The organism is Exiguobacterium sp. s145, assembly GCF_018618835.1.
Classification (GTDB): Bacteria; Bacillota; Bacilli; order Exiguobacteriales; family Exiguobacteriaceae; genus Exiguobacterium_A; species Exiguobacterium_A artemiae.
This window is the reverse complement of sequence record NZ_JACSMV010000002.1, coordinates 225,949-241,595: the sequence shown is the minus strand read 5'-3', so window position 1 is coordinate 241,595 and position 15,647 is coordinate 225,949. Positions and strand designations below refer to the sequence as shown.

Annotated in this window: 17 protein-coding genes; 13 read left to right on the top strand and 4 right to left on the bottom strand. The window is 47.8% G+C overall.

From position 1 onward, the window contains the following. Nucleotides 1-357: 357 nt before the first annotated feature. The 9 genes from KNQ07_RS04290 (at nucleotide 358) to sstT (ending at nucleotide 6,794) form a co-directional block, all read left to right on the top strand. Nucleotides 358-654, top strand: a complete 297-nt coding sequence (locus KNQ07_RS04290) for a barstar family protein (protein ID WP_214764965.1) — start codon at nucleotides 358-360, stop codon at nucleotides 652-654. Nucleotides 655-746: 92 nt separating this feature from the next. Further along, nucleotides 747-1,106: an HAD family hydrolase gene (locus KNQ07_RS04285; RefSeq protein WP_214764964.1), complete on the top strand. Its 360-nt coding sequence runs from the start codon at nucleotides 747-749 to the stop codon at nucleotides 1,104-1,106. A gap of 50 nt (nucleotides 1,107-1,156) precedes the next feature. Beyond that, complete coding sequence (gene tnpB / locus KNQ07_RS04280; RefSeq protein WP_214764963.1) at nucleotides 1,157-2,329, top strand: IS200/IS605 family element RNA-guided endonuclease TnpB; 1,173 nt, start codon at nucleotides 1,157-1,159, stop codon at nucleotides 2,327-2,329. A 69-nt stretch (nucleotides 2,330-2,398) separates the two neighbouring features. Next, a complete protein-coding gene (locus KNQ07_RS04275) occupies nucleotides 2,399-2,614 on the top strand; it encodes a hypothetical protein (protein WP_214764962.1) in 216 nt (71 codons plus the stop codon). A 109-nt stretch (nucleotides 2,615-2,723) separates the two neighbouring features. Then, entirely contained in the window at nucleotides 2,724-3,035 is a 312-nt protein-coding gene (locus tag KNQ07_RS04270) for a hypothetical protein (protein WP_214765152.1), read from the top strand. 97 nt (nucleotides 3,036-3,132) lie between these two features. Then, entirely contained in the window at nucleotides 3,133-3,885 is a 753-nt protein-coding gene (locus KNQ07_RS04265) for an ankyrin repeat domain-containing protein (protein WP_251139456.1), read from the top strand. Between the two features lie 16 nt (nucleotides 3,886-3,901). Then, nucleotides 3,902-4,135, top strand: coding sequence for a hypothetical protein (locus tag KNQ07_RS04260; RefSeq protein WP_247857402.1), 234 nt, complete (start codon nucleotides 3,902-3,904; stop codon nucleotides 4,133-4,135). A gap of 127 nt (nucleotides 4,136-4,262) precedes the next feature. Continuing rightward, the gene (locus KNQ07_RS04255; RefSeq protein ID WP_214764960.1) at nucleotides 4,263-5,114 is read left to right on the top strand and encodes a hypothetical protein; all 852 of its coding nucleotides are present in this window, start codon (nucleotides 4,263-4,265) and stop codon (nucleotides 5,112-5,114) included. Nucleotides 5,115-5,522: 408 nt separating this feature from the next. Next, complete coding sequence (gene sstT / locus KNQ07_RS04250; RefSeq protein WP_214764959.1) at nucleotides 5,523-6,794, top strand: serine/threonine transporter SstT; 1,272 nt, start codon at nucleotides 5,523-5,525, stop codon at nucleotides 6,792-6,794. A 126-nt stretch (nucleotides 6,795-6,920) separates the two neighbouring features. Here the strand turns inward: sstT and KNQ07_RS04245 are convergent, their stop codons facing one another. Continuing rightward, nucleotides 6,921-7,826, bottom strand: a complete 906-nt coding sequence (locus KNQ07_RS04245) for a TerC family protein (protein ID WP_012370212.1) — start codon at nucleotides 7,824-7,826, stop codon at nucleotides 6,921-6,923. A gap of 320 nt (nucleotides 7,827-8,146) precedes the next feature. Further along, nucleotides 8,147-9,349 (bottom strand): MFS transporter, encoded by a 1,203-nt coding sequence (locus tag KNQ07_RS04240; RefSeq protein WP_214764958.1) that lies wholly within the window; start codon nucleotides 9,347-9,349, stop codon nucleotides 8,147-8,149. A 335-nt stretch (nucleotides 9,350-9,684) separates the two neighbouring features. Between KNQ07_RS04240 and KNQ07_RS04235 the strand changes: the two genes are divergently transcribed. Then, nucleotides 9,685-10,014 carry a winged helix-turn-helix transcriptional regulator gene (locus KNQ07_RS04235; protein ID WP_012370213.1) on the top strand — a complete coding sequence of 110 codons (330 nt, stop codon included), beginning with the start codon at nucleotides 9,685-9,687 and terminating at the stop codon, nucleotides 10,012-10,014. A 69-nt stretch (nucleotides 10,015-10,083) separates the two neighbouring features. On the opposite strand, the gene KNQ07_RS04230 is transcribed toward KNQ07_RS04235, so the two are convergent. Beyond that, a complete protein-coding gene (locus KNQ07_RS04230) occupies nucleotides 10,084-10,959 on the bottom strand; it encodes a LysR family transcriptional regulator (protein WP_214764957.1) in 876 nt (291 codons plus the stop codon). A 100-nt stretch (nucleotides 10,960-11,059) separates the two neighbouring features. On the opposite strand from KNQ07_RS04230, the gene KNQ07_RS04225 reads away from it, so the two are divergent. Then, entirely contained in the window at nucleotides 11,060-12,082 is a 1,023-nt protein-coding gene (locus KNQ07_RS04225) for a ketopantoate reductase family protein (RefSeq protein ID WP_214764956.1), read from the top strand. A 13-nt stretch (nucleotides 12,083-12,095) separates the two neighbouring features. After that, nucleotides 12,096-12,830, top strand: a complete 735-nt coding sequence (locus KNQ07_RS04220) for an acetoacetate decarboxylase (protein WP_214764955.1) — start codon at nucleotides 12,096-12,098, stop codon at nucleotides 12,828-12,830. Between the two features lie 139 nt (nucleotides 12,831-12,969). On the opposite strand, the gene KNQ07_RS04215 is transcribed toward KNQ07_RS04220, so the two are convergent. Further along, nucleotides 12,970-13,479 (bottom strand): hypothetical protein, encoded by a 510-nt coding sequence (locus tag KNQ07_RS04215; RefSeq protein WP_214764954.1) that lies wholly within the window; start codon nucleotides 13,477-13,479, stop codon nucleotides 12,970-12,972. Nucleotides 13,480-13,691: 212 nt separating this feature from the next. On the opposite strand from KNQ07_RS04215, the gene KNQ07_RS04210 reads away from it, so the two are divergent. Continuing rightward, nucleotides 13,692-15,632 carry a glycoside hydrolase family 3 protein gene (locus KNQ07_RS04210; RefSeq protein ID WP_214764953.1) on the top strand — a complete coding sequence of 647 codons (1,941 nt, stop codon included), beginning with the start codon at nucleotides 13,692-13,694 and terminating at the stop codon, nucleotides 15,630-15,632. Nucleotides 15,633-15,647 lie beyond the last annotated feature (15 nt).

The window sequence follows — 15,647 nt, the reverse complement described above, 5'->3', positions numbered from 1 at the left end:
AGTGCCTCATGGGAAGGTGTGATCGAAGTAAAGCAGGCAAAGAACGGTCTGTTTTCCTATTATACAGTGAATGCTATGACCTTCAGTACATCGGTAAAGACGTAAAACAATTATATAAGAAAGAACAACCTACTCTATGGGAAGTGGACAGTCTTCTTTCAAGCATAAATGGCTCACCAAATCCAGTAAGGCATTTCAGTGACATGGTCGGCGTTTCGACAACCGAAACGACAGAAAGTTATCGTGCCGACACGACTGATATATTTCGTATCAGCGTCATATGGGATGTTCACAAAAAAGAGACCCTATTCTTGACCTATACCAAGTAAAGTAAAAATTACAGGAAGGTGAGAAATCATGAAGACCGTTGAAATAGATGTCACCACGGTTCAATCAGCAGGCGAACTGCATCGTCTCTTAAAACAGAAACTGGACTTTCCGGCACATTACGGCGAGAACTGGGATGCGTTTTGGGATCTTATCAGTGATCCGGAAGATGATGATTTACCGGACGAAATCATATGGATCAGTTTTGCAGCACTCCAATGCAAGCTGCCGAAAGAAGCGAAACAATTATTAGCGTGTCTGGATGACTACCATCAGGAAACAGAACTTCAACCATGTGTGACGACTTTTTTAGAAAATACGGATTGAGCTCGATTTCGCATAATCAGAAGTTGCTCTCGGATGCGTTTCAGAATCTATACTGAAGTCGAACAGTACATCATCCCGCAAGGAGGAACATCATGCGCGTATTTGCCATTGATTTAGACGGCACGTTATTGCACTCAACTCATAGGATTTCAGAACGGAATGTCACAGCCGTCAAGGACTGTCAGAAGAACGGCGACATCGTTGTCATTGCGACCGGGCGAGCAGCGTTTGACGCAGCGTACCTGTTACGACTCCATCAGCTCAACTGTCCGATTATCGGTTCAAATGGAGCAGAACTCCGGGCAGAACACGAAGGAACAGCGATACGGGAAAACACATATGTCCCTCCTAGAGAAAGTGAAGCCATTTTAGACAGCTTGCTGAAGCAAAACCTTTATCAAAAATTAGTCGAGAATACGCCCACTTCTAAACGAAGTGAAAGTGGGAGATGAATCGCCAACCTCCCTTTCGGGTATATTTCCTTTAAAGGAGGTGAAACATGGTGTTGAAGCACAAGGCCTACAAATTCAGAATCTACCCCACAAAAGAGCAAGAAATCCTGATCGCGAAGACGATCGGGTGTTCGCGCTTCGTCTTCAACCACTTCCTGGCGAAGTGGGAGGAATTGTACAAGACCACTGGGAAAGGACTGTCCTACGGTTCTTGTTCCAAAGAGCTTCCTTTGTTGAAGCAGGAGTTCGACTGGTTGAAGGAAGTCGATAGCACATCTGTTCAGATCAGCGTCAAACATCTTGCCGATGCGTTTGACCGCTTCTTCAACAAGCAGAACGAACGTCCTCGATTCAAGTCGAAGCGTAATCCCGTCCAGTCGTTCAAGACCAACATCCAAGGCAAAAATCAGCTTCCTGAAGTGTCGATCGTCGGGAACAAGATCAAACTTCCGAAGCTGAAATGGGTTCGTTTCGCCCATTCGAAACAGGTCACAGGCCGTATCTTGAACGCAACCATCCGACGCAACGCTTCGGGAAAATATTTCGTCTCCCTGCTCGTCGAGCAGGAGATCCACGAACTGCCGAAGACCGGTTCATCCGTCGGCGTCGACGTCGGACTCAAGAACTTCGCCATCCTGTCGGACGGCACGATGTACCAAAACGACCGTTACTTCCGTTCGCTTGAGAAGAAACTGGCGCGCGAACAACGTAAGCTCTCCCGCCGTCAACGCATCGCCCTGAACAAGAAAGTCAAGCTTTCCGAGGCGAGGAACTATCAGAAGCAGAAGCGGAAGGTTGCGCGTATCCACGAGAAGATTGCCAACAAGCGCACTGACTTCCTGCACAATGTATCGACCGAGATCGTCCAAAACCACGACGTCATCGGGATTGAGACCTTGCAGGTGAAGAACATGCAGAAGAATCGTAAGTTGAGTAAGGCCATCTCGGACGTCAGCTGGTCGGAATTCTTCCGCATGTTGGAATACAAGGCAGACTGGTACGGGAAGATTGTCGTGAAGGTCGGCAAGACCTTTGCATCGAGCCAACTGTGTTCGAGTTGCGGCCATCAACACAAAGACGTGAAACATCTCGGCTTGCGAGAATGGACATGCCCGAATTGCGGGATCCACCACGACCGGGATGTGAACGCAGGACTGAATCTCAAACGAGAAGCTGAACGTATCTTCGCTTCTTCAACCGTCGGGACGACGGGGTTAGCCTGATCATTTTTCGACCGATAGGTCGGATAACTCAGGAATCCTCCACCTCTTAGCGTAGGTGGAGGTAGTTCAATGATGTTAGGAACGTACTTCATCCGATGTAAGCATGCAAACAAAACGCCGCTATCCGGGTATGGAGACTGGATTGATCATGTCGATTCGTTTGTGCTCAGTCTTCTCTTATCGATTGGTGTCATCCTCTTTAGTTCATTATCAGTCAGACAATACGGTTATTTCTGCTTAGCAGGAGGAGTACTTTTACTGTATGGTGTCAATGCAGTTTGGTGAGGAAAAGAGAAAAAACAGAAGGCCGGCATCATTCATCACATACAACTGAAGGTGTGGAATGCAGTCTTGAAAAATTTATATATACAGCAGTGTAAAGGGAGCTACCAGTATGGTGCAATTATTAAAGCAAATTGACGATGAAGTCTATCATGTCGTCTATCACCAAGAAGAATGTACGTTATTCGTCAGGGAAGGCGTTGCCCGGAAAGAACCGGCCCCGGATAGTGATGATATGCTCGATATGAGACGACGGGCGATTTTCATTATTAGTGAAGCATGTCGTGCGTCTGGAAGAACCGAGAGCAAAATCGAGTATGTTGCTCCATGTCGGTATGTTGTATCTTGTCGGTACAGTCAAGAGGCTCGAAGTCAGATTAGAACGCTTAATGATCCGACTAATCGAAAAGAAGAAAACGAGTAAAATCGTTTTCTTCTTTTTCTATACGTCACGACATCATTTGACTTGACCATAGTTGAAAAAAGGAGAGACGACATGGCTAAAAAATCAATTCAAGATTATGCTTTTTTTCGGAAATATCAAAAAGGTGAAGACATGTATCGCGCGCGGAGATGATTTGAATGCGCTCGATGAAGAAGGATCTTCCGCACTGCACTGGGCAGTCGAGGAAGGGTATGACGAAATCGTCACGCTGTTGCTTGATCATGGGGCGGATATCAACCAACGCGATAAGGATGGTCTGACACCGTTGCATCTCGCCTTGTATGAAAAGCAGGGTGAAATCGCAATCCAACTGATTGACCGCGGTGCTGCCCTTGATTTTGACGGGGACGGCTTTACGGCACTGCATTTTATCGCTGCCTGTTCCGGGAATAAACGGGTTCTCCGCCGATTACTGGAAGACCGGACACGAGTGAATTGGCAGACAGATGATGGAGAAGGGTATACGCCGCTGCATTATGCGGCTCAAGAAGGAAAGACAAAGAAAATTCGTATGCTGGTGGAAGCGGGAGCCGATGTCAACCGGATTGAAATGAACGGCTTTGCACCGCTCCACCAGGCGGTCGGGGAAGGGCATATCAAAGCGGTACAGGCATTACTGGCAGCCGGAGCCGACATTGAAATCGAAAATCCGTTAAATGAGAACAATACCCCGTTGATGCTTGCGAGTCAGTACGGTTGGACCGAAATCACCAAATTATTGTTGAAACATGGTGCAGATCGACAGCATCCAGACACGGAAGGGAGAACAGCACTCGACTTTGCCGTCAAACATCGTTACCCGGAAATCGTAGCTTTATTACAAGCTTGAGCAGGAGGAAATCGACGTGAAGAAATGGATTGGGGTCTTGATTATCGTCCAGACGGTTTTGTTTAGTATGCTGATCATTCAACTCAACAAAATGACGGAGACGATTGCGGCTGTGGGATCAATGATTGTTACGAAAGAGGGGGATCTTGGCTGGGGAGGAGGACTACCGACAACAGATTATGTCCTGTTCGGAATCTTACTTGTTTTAGGGATTTATCTCATCATTCCAGAAGATAAAATAAAGTGGTAACACGATTGAATTCTGTTCAACAACGGCATCCGGACGTGATAAAATGAAGACATGGAATATATTTACTTATTTCCTTGGAATTGAAAATGACTAAAGTACAATCCACATAAAAAAAGGACGTGAACGTATGAAAAAGGTAACAGTTCGTAAAGCAATGGCGAGTACGCTTGTAACGGCTCTTGTATTGACGGGAGTCGGAGTAAACAGCAATATAGCGGACGCTTCGACCAAGACGACTCAAGTCGCGAAGAAAAAATTCGACTACAAAAAGTATCGCGCCAAACAAACGAAAGTCGTAGCATCGTACGGCAGCACACTCTTCCATATGGGGAATCTGGGTGGAATCAAAGTACCGGACTACATCACGGATTCTGTGTACCGCGCTAAAGTGGAAGCGTATAACAAAAAATCAAAACAGTATATGACGGACCGTAAGAAGGCACGAAAAGAAGCGGAAGCCTTGAAAAAGCTGATTAAAGAAGTGAACACGCAGAAGGAAAAAAAGGTTGCGGATAAGCAGATTGCAGCGTTGAAAAAAGAAACCATTCGTTTGACGAAGGCGGAAAAGGTGTTGACCAAAGAAGGACAGGCTCTCTATAAAGTGATTGTTGACTACGAAAAGAACCAAATCAAATTATTTGAAGATCAGTACGGATCCATTACAAAAGCCTTAACGGTTCTCGACTATAAGGACTACGCCAATCGTTTGAAAACCTACCTGGATGCCAATAACTTCAGTGCAGACGAGAAAATCGAAATCATGGATCAAGTATATGATCGGCTTCTGTATGCTCGTGAAGATTCATCGGAAATCGTCGGAGACAAACGAGGTGCAATCAGACTGCTGGTTTACGCCGGTAAATTTGAAGAAGCGAATCAACTGTTTGTGAATACAAAAGAAACGATCCTGGTTGAAGAAAACGCGAAATTAGATGCGTTATACACAAAAATCATTGGAGTCTACATGACGAAAAAGTGAAAATAGTCTAATTTTACGACGAAAGGCGTCCGTTTTGGATGCTTTTTTTATTGATTTGTATTAGAGCAATTATCGCCAAAAATGAAGGTCTATTCTTTAAAGTGGTCAGTCCATTTTCATTATTTATCAAGCAATTTCGTGAAAATAATAAGGAAAAACAGATGTCCAATTTCTTATTTATGCAATCGATTGCATACCTATTCTTTTAACACTTAGTCTTGAATGAATCCTATTTCTTGCAAAAAACTAGTTTTTATTTCACCGGATTTATGTAAAAATAGAACACAACAAACTGAGAGAATTTTTAGAAAAGTAAACGAGTAAACTATCTGTCTTTTGGATAGGAGAGAGAATCGTTATTTTTCAAATTCTAAATAACTTATTCGTTTTGAACCTGGAGGGGAACGTATGAAAGTTTTGAAGATGTGGAACCAAATCAGTTTAGTGAAGCAAATTGCAGTCGGTTTGATTATTGGTATTATTTTAGCTGTATCGATTCCTGAAGCTGCCCAGTCCATCACCATCTTTGGAACACTGTTTGTTTCCGCGCTGAAGGCCGTTGCGCCGGTTTTAGTATTCTTCCTGGTCATGGCAGCAATCGTCCAGCATAAAAAGGGACAACAGACGAACATGAAGTCGATTGTCTTCCTGTATCTCCTCGGGACGTTCTTGGCGGGAGCCGTTGCTGTCGTATTCAGTTTCCTGTTCCCTGTCAACATCGCGCTGACGGAGAGTACGGAGAAATTAGCTGCGCCGGGTAATGCGATTGAAGTCATCCGGACACTCGTCTTGAATATGGTGGACAATCCGGTCAATGCGTTAGTCCAAGGCAATTACATTGGGATCTTAACGTGGGCCATCGTGCTGGGATTAACACTGAAAAATGCTTCCGATTCAACGAAAACGTTCATTTCTAATTTCTCGGATGCGATCGCGAAGATGGTCGGTTGGATCATTAAACTCGCACCACTCGGAATCATGGGGATTGTCATTGAGTCGATTACAAAAAACGGTCTCGGATCGCTGCTCAACTATGGTCAACTGCTTGTGCTGTTGATCGGGACGATGCTATTTGTAGCGCTTGTCGTCAATCCACTGATCGTTTTCATCAACGTTCGTCAAAATCCGTATCCGCTCGTCTTTAAATGTATCCGTGAGAGCGGAATTACAGCCTTCTTCACACGGAGTTCGGCTGCCAATATTCCGGTTAACATGGAACTGTGTAAAAAACTTGGTCTCGATAAAGAGACGTATGCGATTTCGATTCCGCTTGGCGCGACCGTCAACATGGCGGGAGCAGCCGTTACGATTTCGGTCTTAACGCTTGCTGCAGTCAATACGCTGAACATCCCGGTCGATCTTCCGACAGCCATTATCTTGAGTGTCTTAGCTGCTGTCTGTGCCTGTGGAGCTTCCGGTGTCGCCGGTGGTTCACTCCTGCTGATCCCGCTTGCGTGCAGTCTTTTCGGGATTCCGAATGAGATCGCGATGCAGGTCATCGCTGTCGGATTCATCATCAGTGTCTTGCAGGATTCGTTTGAAACAGGACTCAACTCTTCAACGGATGTGCTGTTTACAGCGACTGCTGAATTCAAAAAGCGGTTAAAAGAAGGCGAAAACTTATCAATCAATCGTACAGCCATTGCGGAAGAACCAACTGAACAAGTCGTCAACAGCTGATTTGCGTTGATGCTGTCAAAAAAGATGAAAGACATCCCGTAAGAAGAGATGTCTATCATCTTTTTTGTCGTCATGGATGGAACGGAAAACAAGGAGAGAATCATGTGATTCCCTCCTTGCCTGAAGTTACTTTTGTGTTCTTGTCTTTTTAAAGCTGTAAATGACACTGATCAGGATGACAAGGACGATTGTTCCGAGTGACATCCAAATCGGCATTTTGTAGACATCGCTGAAAATCATCTTCGCTCCGATGAAGACGAGCATGAAGCTGAGACCGTGTTTCAGATAGTAGAAGCGGTCGATCAGGTTCGCGAGGACGAAGTAGAGACTGCGGAGTCCAAGGATTGCCATGATGTTCGCATAGAAGATGATGAACGGATCACGCGAGTACGCGAAGCTTGCTGCGACCGAGTCGACGGCGAAGACGATATCCGAGACTTCGATGAAGATCAACGCGATTAACAGTGGTGTAAAGAACAATTTACCGTTGATCCGTTGCGTAAATTTACCGGACGAGATGTCTTGTGTGATCGGCAAGCGTTTCTCCAGCCAACGGATCGTTTTGTTTTCTTCAAGCGACGTTTCCTGACCGATGTTCTTAAACATCATGTAACCCGTGTAGACAAGGAATGCCCCGAAGATGTAGTACACCCATGCGAAGTTCTCAAGAAGCGATACTCCGGCGACGATGAAGATGACGCGGAAGAGAATGGCACCGAGAATTCCCCAGAACAAGACTTTGTGCTGGTACTTCAACGGAATCGCAAAGTACGCAAAGACGAGTGAGAAGACGAAGACGTTATCAATCGCAAGTGCCTTTTCGATGAAATAAACGCTCGTGTATTCAATTGCAGCGTCGCTGCCTTGTGCGTAGAACAACCAACCGCCAAAGGCGACGGCGAGTCCGATCCAGACGAACGTCCACGTCCAGGCTTCGCGGAGCGAGACCTCATGAGCTTTCCTGTGAAATACGCCAAGGTCCAGTGCGAGCATGATGAAGACGATCGCTAAAAATACAATCAATAGTGTCAACAGCGCTTCCTCCTTTTAAGTGGTGTGCTTTTCATATTTTGATTATAAGTTCATAAGAACTCAAAGTAAAGAGATAAGTGTGCTGCTTTTTTATTTGGATGTGCGATCGATCGATTTGTGGATTCGAAAGAAGTGGCGGGGCTAAGGCAAGCGGGTGCACAAAAATGCCCTGTCTTCTATCGGAAAAAGTTTCCGTAAAAAGACAGGGCAATCCGTTAGAGGGCTGAAGGGAGATCAGTTCAAATCACCGGCATGTTTTCGAGAAGGTGCTCGGAAAATGTTTTGATCTTTCGATGGCTCCTAGTTAATCAGACGTCATATTACAGACGTTCCAGACGACGGGAGACGGCAGTCAAGATGACGGCCAGAATGACCATGATGCCACCGACCCACGGTGTGTGGACAAGACCGATCGTATCGGCGACGAGTCCGCCGATTGTTGCTCCAAGTGCAATCCCGATATTAAAGGCGGAGATGTTCAACGCGGACGCAACATCGACCGCTGCCGGGACGTATTTTTCTGCCAACTGGACGATATACAGTTGCAGACCCGGAACATTCATGAAAGCAAGCAGTCCCATCAAGATAATCCCGATGATCCCGGCGACTTTAAACGGAATCATGAACGACAGGGCAATCATGACGATCGCGTGCAAAATGAACATGTAAAACAACGCTTTGATCGGATTTCCGTTGGCGAGTTTTCCGCCGACGGTGTTGCCAATGGCGACAGCAATGCCGTAGACAAGCAGGATGATACTGATCAGGCTCGGACTGATGTGGGTTACGTCCTGCATGATCGGCGTCAAGTAGGTGAAGGCGACGAACGTTCCACCGTACCCGAGGGCGGTGATCAGGAAACCGAGCATTAAACGACCGTTCGTCAACAGTTTGAACATGTCGGAAAACTTCGCCGGCGGTGATTGTTTCAAGTCTTTTGGAATCAGGAAAAAGCTTGCGATGATGGCGATGACGCCGAGTGCGGCAACAGCAAAGAATGTCGCACGCCAGCCGAATGATTGACCGATGAATGTGCCGAGCGGGACGCCGGTTACGGTCGCAACCGTCAGTCCGGTGAACATCAAGGCGATGGCACTGGCTTTTTTATGTTCCGGTACGAGCTGAACGGCAATCGTTGCGCCAATCGAGAAGAAGACACCGTGCGAAAACGCGGTGATGAACCGGGCGACGATCAACAGTTCGAAAGTGGGTGCGATGGCTGATACGAGATTTCCGGCGATAAAGACGACCATCAACGCCATCAGTAATGTTTTCCGGTTCATCCGGTTCGTCAGGGCAGTCAAGATCGGTGCACCGACGGCGACACCGATTGCGTAACCGGAAATAATCAGTCCGGCCAGAGTGATGCCGATATTTAAGTCACCGGCGATCGCAGCAAGCAGACCGATCGGGACAAATTCCGTTGTTCCGATACCAAAGGCGCTGATGGCAAGTGCGAGCAGGGCGAAGCGGCCGTTTTGCGGGACCTGTTCCTGTTCAGCACGCGGGTTTAATTGATTCATGATAATTCCTCCTGGATAAATGAGCTAAAGTGAGATAGTGCAACCATGCTCCGAACGACCGGGCCCGGATCGTTTTTCAAACAGGGACACTTCTGCGTGATCCCATCATAGAGCGGCATTGTTTTTTATGGAAGTACGTACTTTTAAGTGCGATAGGCACTAAAAAGTACCCTACCATCACCAATTAAAGCAATGGACGAAGGTGGCTTGTACTTTCCGTTGACAGTTGTTATCATAAACCCATCAAATCTACTTGAGAAGTACGCACTTTCAAGTGCGATAGGCACTAAAAAGTACCTGTCCCACCGTACTTCGTAACGAAAGGAAGAATCAGCATGGCCTACAATATTCCGGTCGAAGCGACGCTACAAGTCATCGGAGGCAAATGGAAAGTCGTCATCATGTGTCATCTCATTAAAGGCGAACGCCGGACAAGCGAATTGAAAAAGCTGATGCCGAACATCACGCAAAAAATGTTGACGCAACAACTGCGTGAACTCGAACAGGACGGTGTCATCATCCGGACGGTCTACGAACAGGTTCCGCCGAAAGTCATCTATTCGTTATCGGATTACGGTTGGTCGTTGCGCCCGATTTTAGATGCGATGTGTGCCTGGGGTGAAGGGCACATCGATTTAACCGGTGAGGAAGTTGTATCTTCTTAAAGCGAACTATCATACTGCACAGCAAAACGACCGCCTGCCGTCAGGACGGTCGTTTTTTTCTGGGATCCGTTATTTAACGAAGGAAGCGGCTTCGCGGAGGAAGAACTGTTTGATGGCATCATAAACCGTCTGCTGTTCTTCGGTCAGGCCACGGCTTAAGCGTGATAAATAGATGTTTGAGACGATTGTCAGGTTATCCTTGGCGACGAACGGAAGCTTCAGTTCACGGCAGACGGAAACGGGAACGAAGCTGAAATGCCGTTGCTGACGCAGGGCGACCTGCAGGGAAACGTCATCAATGTAACGAATCGAATCCGCGTATAAACTGAATTCCGTCATCTTTAATTTGATGAAACTGTTGTAATCCTTATTATGTGACGGGAACAGGAACGATTTTGCCGTTTCGTTGTCATAGAGCACACGCATAACGTCCTGCTCCGTGTAATGACCGGGATAGGTCAGCACAATCTCTTCTTCGATGACCGGTTCACTCGTGACTTCGGGATGTTTGATTTCCATAAAGCTGATCGAGAAATGGATTTCATCGGTCAAAAGTTGCGACAGGATTTCACGGTTCGACAAAATCTCTGTATTGAACAGCGTCGCTGACGGGTTAACCAAAAATTCCGCCAGTAGGATCTGAATGAAGCGGCCGTGTGAACTGGCGAGGCTGATCGTCACGTCCTGTTCCGAATGCGACAGCCGTTCTTTGACGAGTTCGAGTTCATTTTCGATTTTTTCGACGGACTGCAACAGGATCCGTCCCTGATTCGTCAAGGTGATCGTCCGGCCGTTCCGGTTAAATAATTCGGTATCCAATTCCCGTTCGAGTTTTTTGATCGTCATGCTGAGTGCCGGCTGACTGATGAACAGACGTTTCGCGGCATGAGTAAAATTCAGTTCTTCTGCGACGGTTCTGAAATAATGTAAATGAAGCAATTCCACCTCTTACACCTCCTATAAGTAATCGTTTATAGTAGTATACATCATTATATATTTTTGTTTATGTGGAAACCGGTATATGCTGAGTGCAGAGGTGATGGAAATGAATATCGCAATTTATGGAGCAGGATCACTCGGTACCATCATGGGTGCGTATTTGAGTGAAACATATCCTGTCGTTGACTTGATTGATACGAACAAAGAACATGTCGCGCGACTAAACGAGAACGGGGCACACGTCGTCGGACCCGATATGACGCAACGCGTCACGGCTTTTCTGCCGGAAGAGATTACGAAAACGTATGATATCGTATTGTTGCTGACGAAACAGCTCTACAATCCGCAAGTCTTACCGGCGGTCAAAGCGATTTTAAAAGAAGACGGCATCCTCGTTTCCTTGCAAAACGGGGTGCCGGAAGAAATCATCCGTCAGCATATTCCGAGCGACCAGATTATCGCCGGATCCGTGGAGTTCGGGGCGACGTATGTCGGACCGGGACAATCCCGCCTGACAACAGACTACTCGTTCTTTAAAAAATATGCCTTACAAATCGGTGAACTTGACGGGGCGACGACAGACCGGATTGTTCAGTTAAAAGAAGTCCTGGATATGATCGGCGGAACGGAGATTTCCGATAACCTGCCCGGCACGAAATGGTCGAAACTGATCATTAACAGTGCGTTCAGCGGATTGTCTGCTGCGTGTAACGGGACGTATGGCGACGTGCTTGACCATCCGGTCCTGTTGCGGGCCGCGATTTATGCGATGAAGGAAGTCCTTGATGTCGGTCATGCGCACGGGATTGAATTTGCCCGGATGGGAGAAGCGGATTTGACGGTCTACAGCGAACTTGATGACATCGAACGAAAGATGATTGAACTGCCGCAACTGATGAACAGCTCGCGGAATCTTGAAGCGAGCATGTTGCAGGACTTACGGAAACATCAGCCGACGGAAATCGACTACATTAACGGTGTCGTCACGATGTACGGGGAAACGTACGGCATTCCGACTCCGGTCAATTCCATGATTCAAGCACTCGTCCGAAATGCACAGAACAAACAGGAAGTAACCGACTTTGAACAGAGTGTCGAGCAGTTCAAAGCGCTTCTCGCAGTCAAATAAGGGGGATCATCAAATGAAACAGGAAGACGTTCAACAAATCGTCGCGACACCAATCAACGCACCGGTCTTTCCGGCAGTCGACATTTTCTTCCGGAACCGGGAATACTTGAATATCGTTTATGAAACGGATCTCGAACAATTGCGAGCTGTCGTACCGGAACCGCTTGAGCTGATCGGCAACCAGATCAAGTTCGAAGTCATCAATATGCCGGACAGTACGGGACTCGGATCGTATCTGGAATGCGGACATGTCATTCCGGTGCGGTACAACGGGGAAGTCGGGGAGTTTTACCTGTCGATGTACGTCAACAATCAGGCGGCGATCGCTTCCGGGCGGGAAGTCGCCTCGTTCCCGAAAAAATACGGTTCGCCAAAACTCTATTTGGATAACGACGTCTTAGTCGGGACCCTTGATTATCATTCGCTTCGTGTCGCCCAGGCGACGATGGGCTATAAATACTATCCGATTAAGGAAGAAGAGGCGAAAGCCATCATCGGGACACCACAATTCATGCTGAAGCAACACCGCGGCTACGAAGGGGAACTGATCATCTCTGAATTGACGCGCAGTCAAATCACGGATATTCAGGTCAAGGAAGCCTACCGCGGACCGGCCCGTTTGGAATTGTTCCAGCATGTCATGGCACCGCTGGCCGATTTCCCGGTCGGAAAGATTTTGGATGCCCAGCATATCATCGCCGATTTACGCCTCGGCGGTCCGAAGAAGATTTTTGATTATATGAAGTGAAGTGACGAGACGGGAAGCCGTATCTTCCTGAATCGCGATGAACTAAAAGGCCGCATCCGGGTGATGCGGTCTTTTAGTCGTCTGAGAAAGTAATAATCAGCAACGGGCGGTCCCTCTCGGACCGTCCGTTTTGACGTAATCAAAGCGGATGCTTTCGGTCCCCTCGTTCGATGACAAGGATGTGATCCATGATTTCTTCCGGATCGTCGTCGAACGCATCATAAGTGATTCGTTTAGACAACCGGATTTGATATTGTTCCAAACCATCGATGGTTTGCAAATAGTCCGGTAACCTTCCCATCGGTTCCGTTAAAGTTGGATCGGTAAACGGAAAATGATCGTCGTTCGGATTGTGTGTATGAATGTAGACGGCGTCCAATCCTGCATCCAGCCGGGACAGTTCAATCCAAAGCTGATACGGTTGTCCCCACTCCTTGAGTGCGGCATCGAGCTCATCCATCAGCTGAAACAGTGCCCGGACATGTGCTTTTCGAATTTTAAGGTGACCATTTCCACGTCCGTCAAAATCGAGATGAACATGCCAAAAATCAAACCAGCTGTCGGGACTGAAATCTAAGGCATGGGCCGATAAGTGTTGTTCGGCATGAAGTTGTCGAAAGTAGCGGCGTTTGCCACGGAATTTTTTCATGGGATAGGTGTCTCCTTGCAGGGAATGATGTTCTATTCATTATACAGGAGTCATCATCACACAAAATAAATAAAAATAATAAAGAAATTTTATTTCAAAATGTTTACGCTTTCAAATAAAACATTGTTTCTGAATGTCGGGCTTGTTATACTAACGGGGAACACGGGGAAGTAGCAATCATGCAGGGTCAAAACAAAAGGGGAGCTGAGCATATGGGACAGAAACTCAACTGGACGGCAACACTCGGATTGACGACGGCGCTACTCGCCGCGTCGCTGCCAATGCAACCGGTCGCGGCGGAAACGACACCATCCGTTACGGAACGGGTCGACGCGCAACTGGATCAGATGACACTTGAGCAGAAGATCGGACAAATGATCATGCCGGATTTCCGGTTATGGGACGGGGTCAATCATACGCAACTGGCACCGGAAGTCGGACGGGTTATCGACCGGTTTGATTTAGGCGGAGTCATCCTGTTTGCGGAAAATGTTAGCGAGACAGAACAGACGACGAAACTGGTCCATGATTTGCAGGAAGTCGTCGAGCAGGATCCAAGCAACGACATTCCATTGTTCGTCACGATTGACCAGGAAGGCGGAATCGTCACACGACTCGGTACGGGAACGAACTTACCGGGCAACATGGCACTCGGGGCGACCCGCAGTCCGGCTTATGCGGAAGCGGCAGGCGGAATTATCGGCTCCGAACTGCATGCACTCGGCATCAACGTCAACTTTGGTCCGGTTCTGGACGTCAACAACAATCCGGGCAATCCCGTCATCGGGGTCCGTTCGTTTTCAAGTGATCCGAACCTGGTTGGGGAACTGGGCTCGGCGATGACGCGCGGTATCCAGGAACAAGGGGTCGTTGCGACAGCGAAACACTTCCCGGGACACGGCGATACGGCAGTCGACTCGCATTACGGCTTACCGGTCGTCGATAAATCACTGGCCGAACTGAAACAGCTCGAACTGATTCCGTTCAAGCGGGCAGTGGCGGAAGGCATCGATATGGTGATGACAGGACATATCGGGATGCCGCAGATCGAGGATGAGGTCGTCGAGTCCACACAAGGAACATTCCCGCTACCGGCGACGTTGTCGGATGACGTCATTACCGGTGTCTTACGGGAAGAGCTCGGCTATCAGGGACTTGTCGTCACCGATGCGTTGAACATGCAGGCGATTGCCGACAACTTTACGGAGTCGGAAGCCGTCATCAAAACGTTTAAAGCCGGTGTCGATATCGCGTTGATGCCGACGATTTTAAGATCTGCGAACGACGTGACGAAACTGGAGTCGATTTTTGACGACGTGATCGAAGCGGTTGAAAGCGGGCAACTTTCGGAAGCGGACATCAATCGTTCGGTTGAACGGATTCTGACACTCAAAGCGAAACGCGGTATTTGGAGTGAAGCAACTTCGAATGTGACGCTTGAGGAAAAACTGGTCGAGGCGAAGTCGGTCGTCGGCAGTCCCGAGCACAAGGCGCTTGAGCGGCAGATGACGGAAGCGGCAGTCACGCTCGTCAAAAATGACCGGAAGACATTACCGTTCAAACCGAAAAAAGGGGAGACGGTCCTTGTCCTGTCACCGACAAAAGATCAGACGGACAGCATGGTCAAGACGATCCGGTCGCTTGAGAAAAATGCCGGTAATCTGAAACAGGTGAACGTGCTGACGGAACAATATTCAGCATCGACGCCGCATCTCGATCAAAATCCGGCGCTTCAGGAGAAAATAAATCAAGCAGACTATCTGATTGTCGGCTCAAACGTCAATAACAGTGCGAAGCTCGGAGCCTCCTCCGCGGATCATTATGTGCCGGCTGAAGTCTTCCGTCAGGCAAACCGAACGGGTAAAAAATCCGTCCTGCTCAGTCTGCGGAATCCGTATGACGTCGCCGTCCAACCGGATGCTGACGCCCAATTACTCGTTTACGGCTTCAAAGGCGATCCGAACGGACCGGATTCGGAAGCAGGAAACACAAAATCAGCCGGACCGAATTTACCGGCAGGAATCCGCGCCATTTTTGGTGAATTCGTACCACAAGGGAAATTGCCGGTCGATGTGCCGAAGTTTAAGGACGGTACGTTCCAAACCGATTTGTACCGGGAGTTCGGGGACGGATTCCGCAATTGGAATAAGTAACAGGCTCGTTTGAGG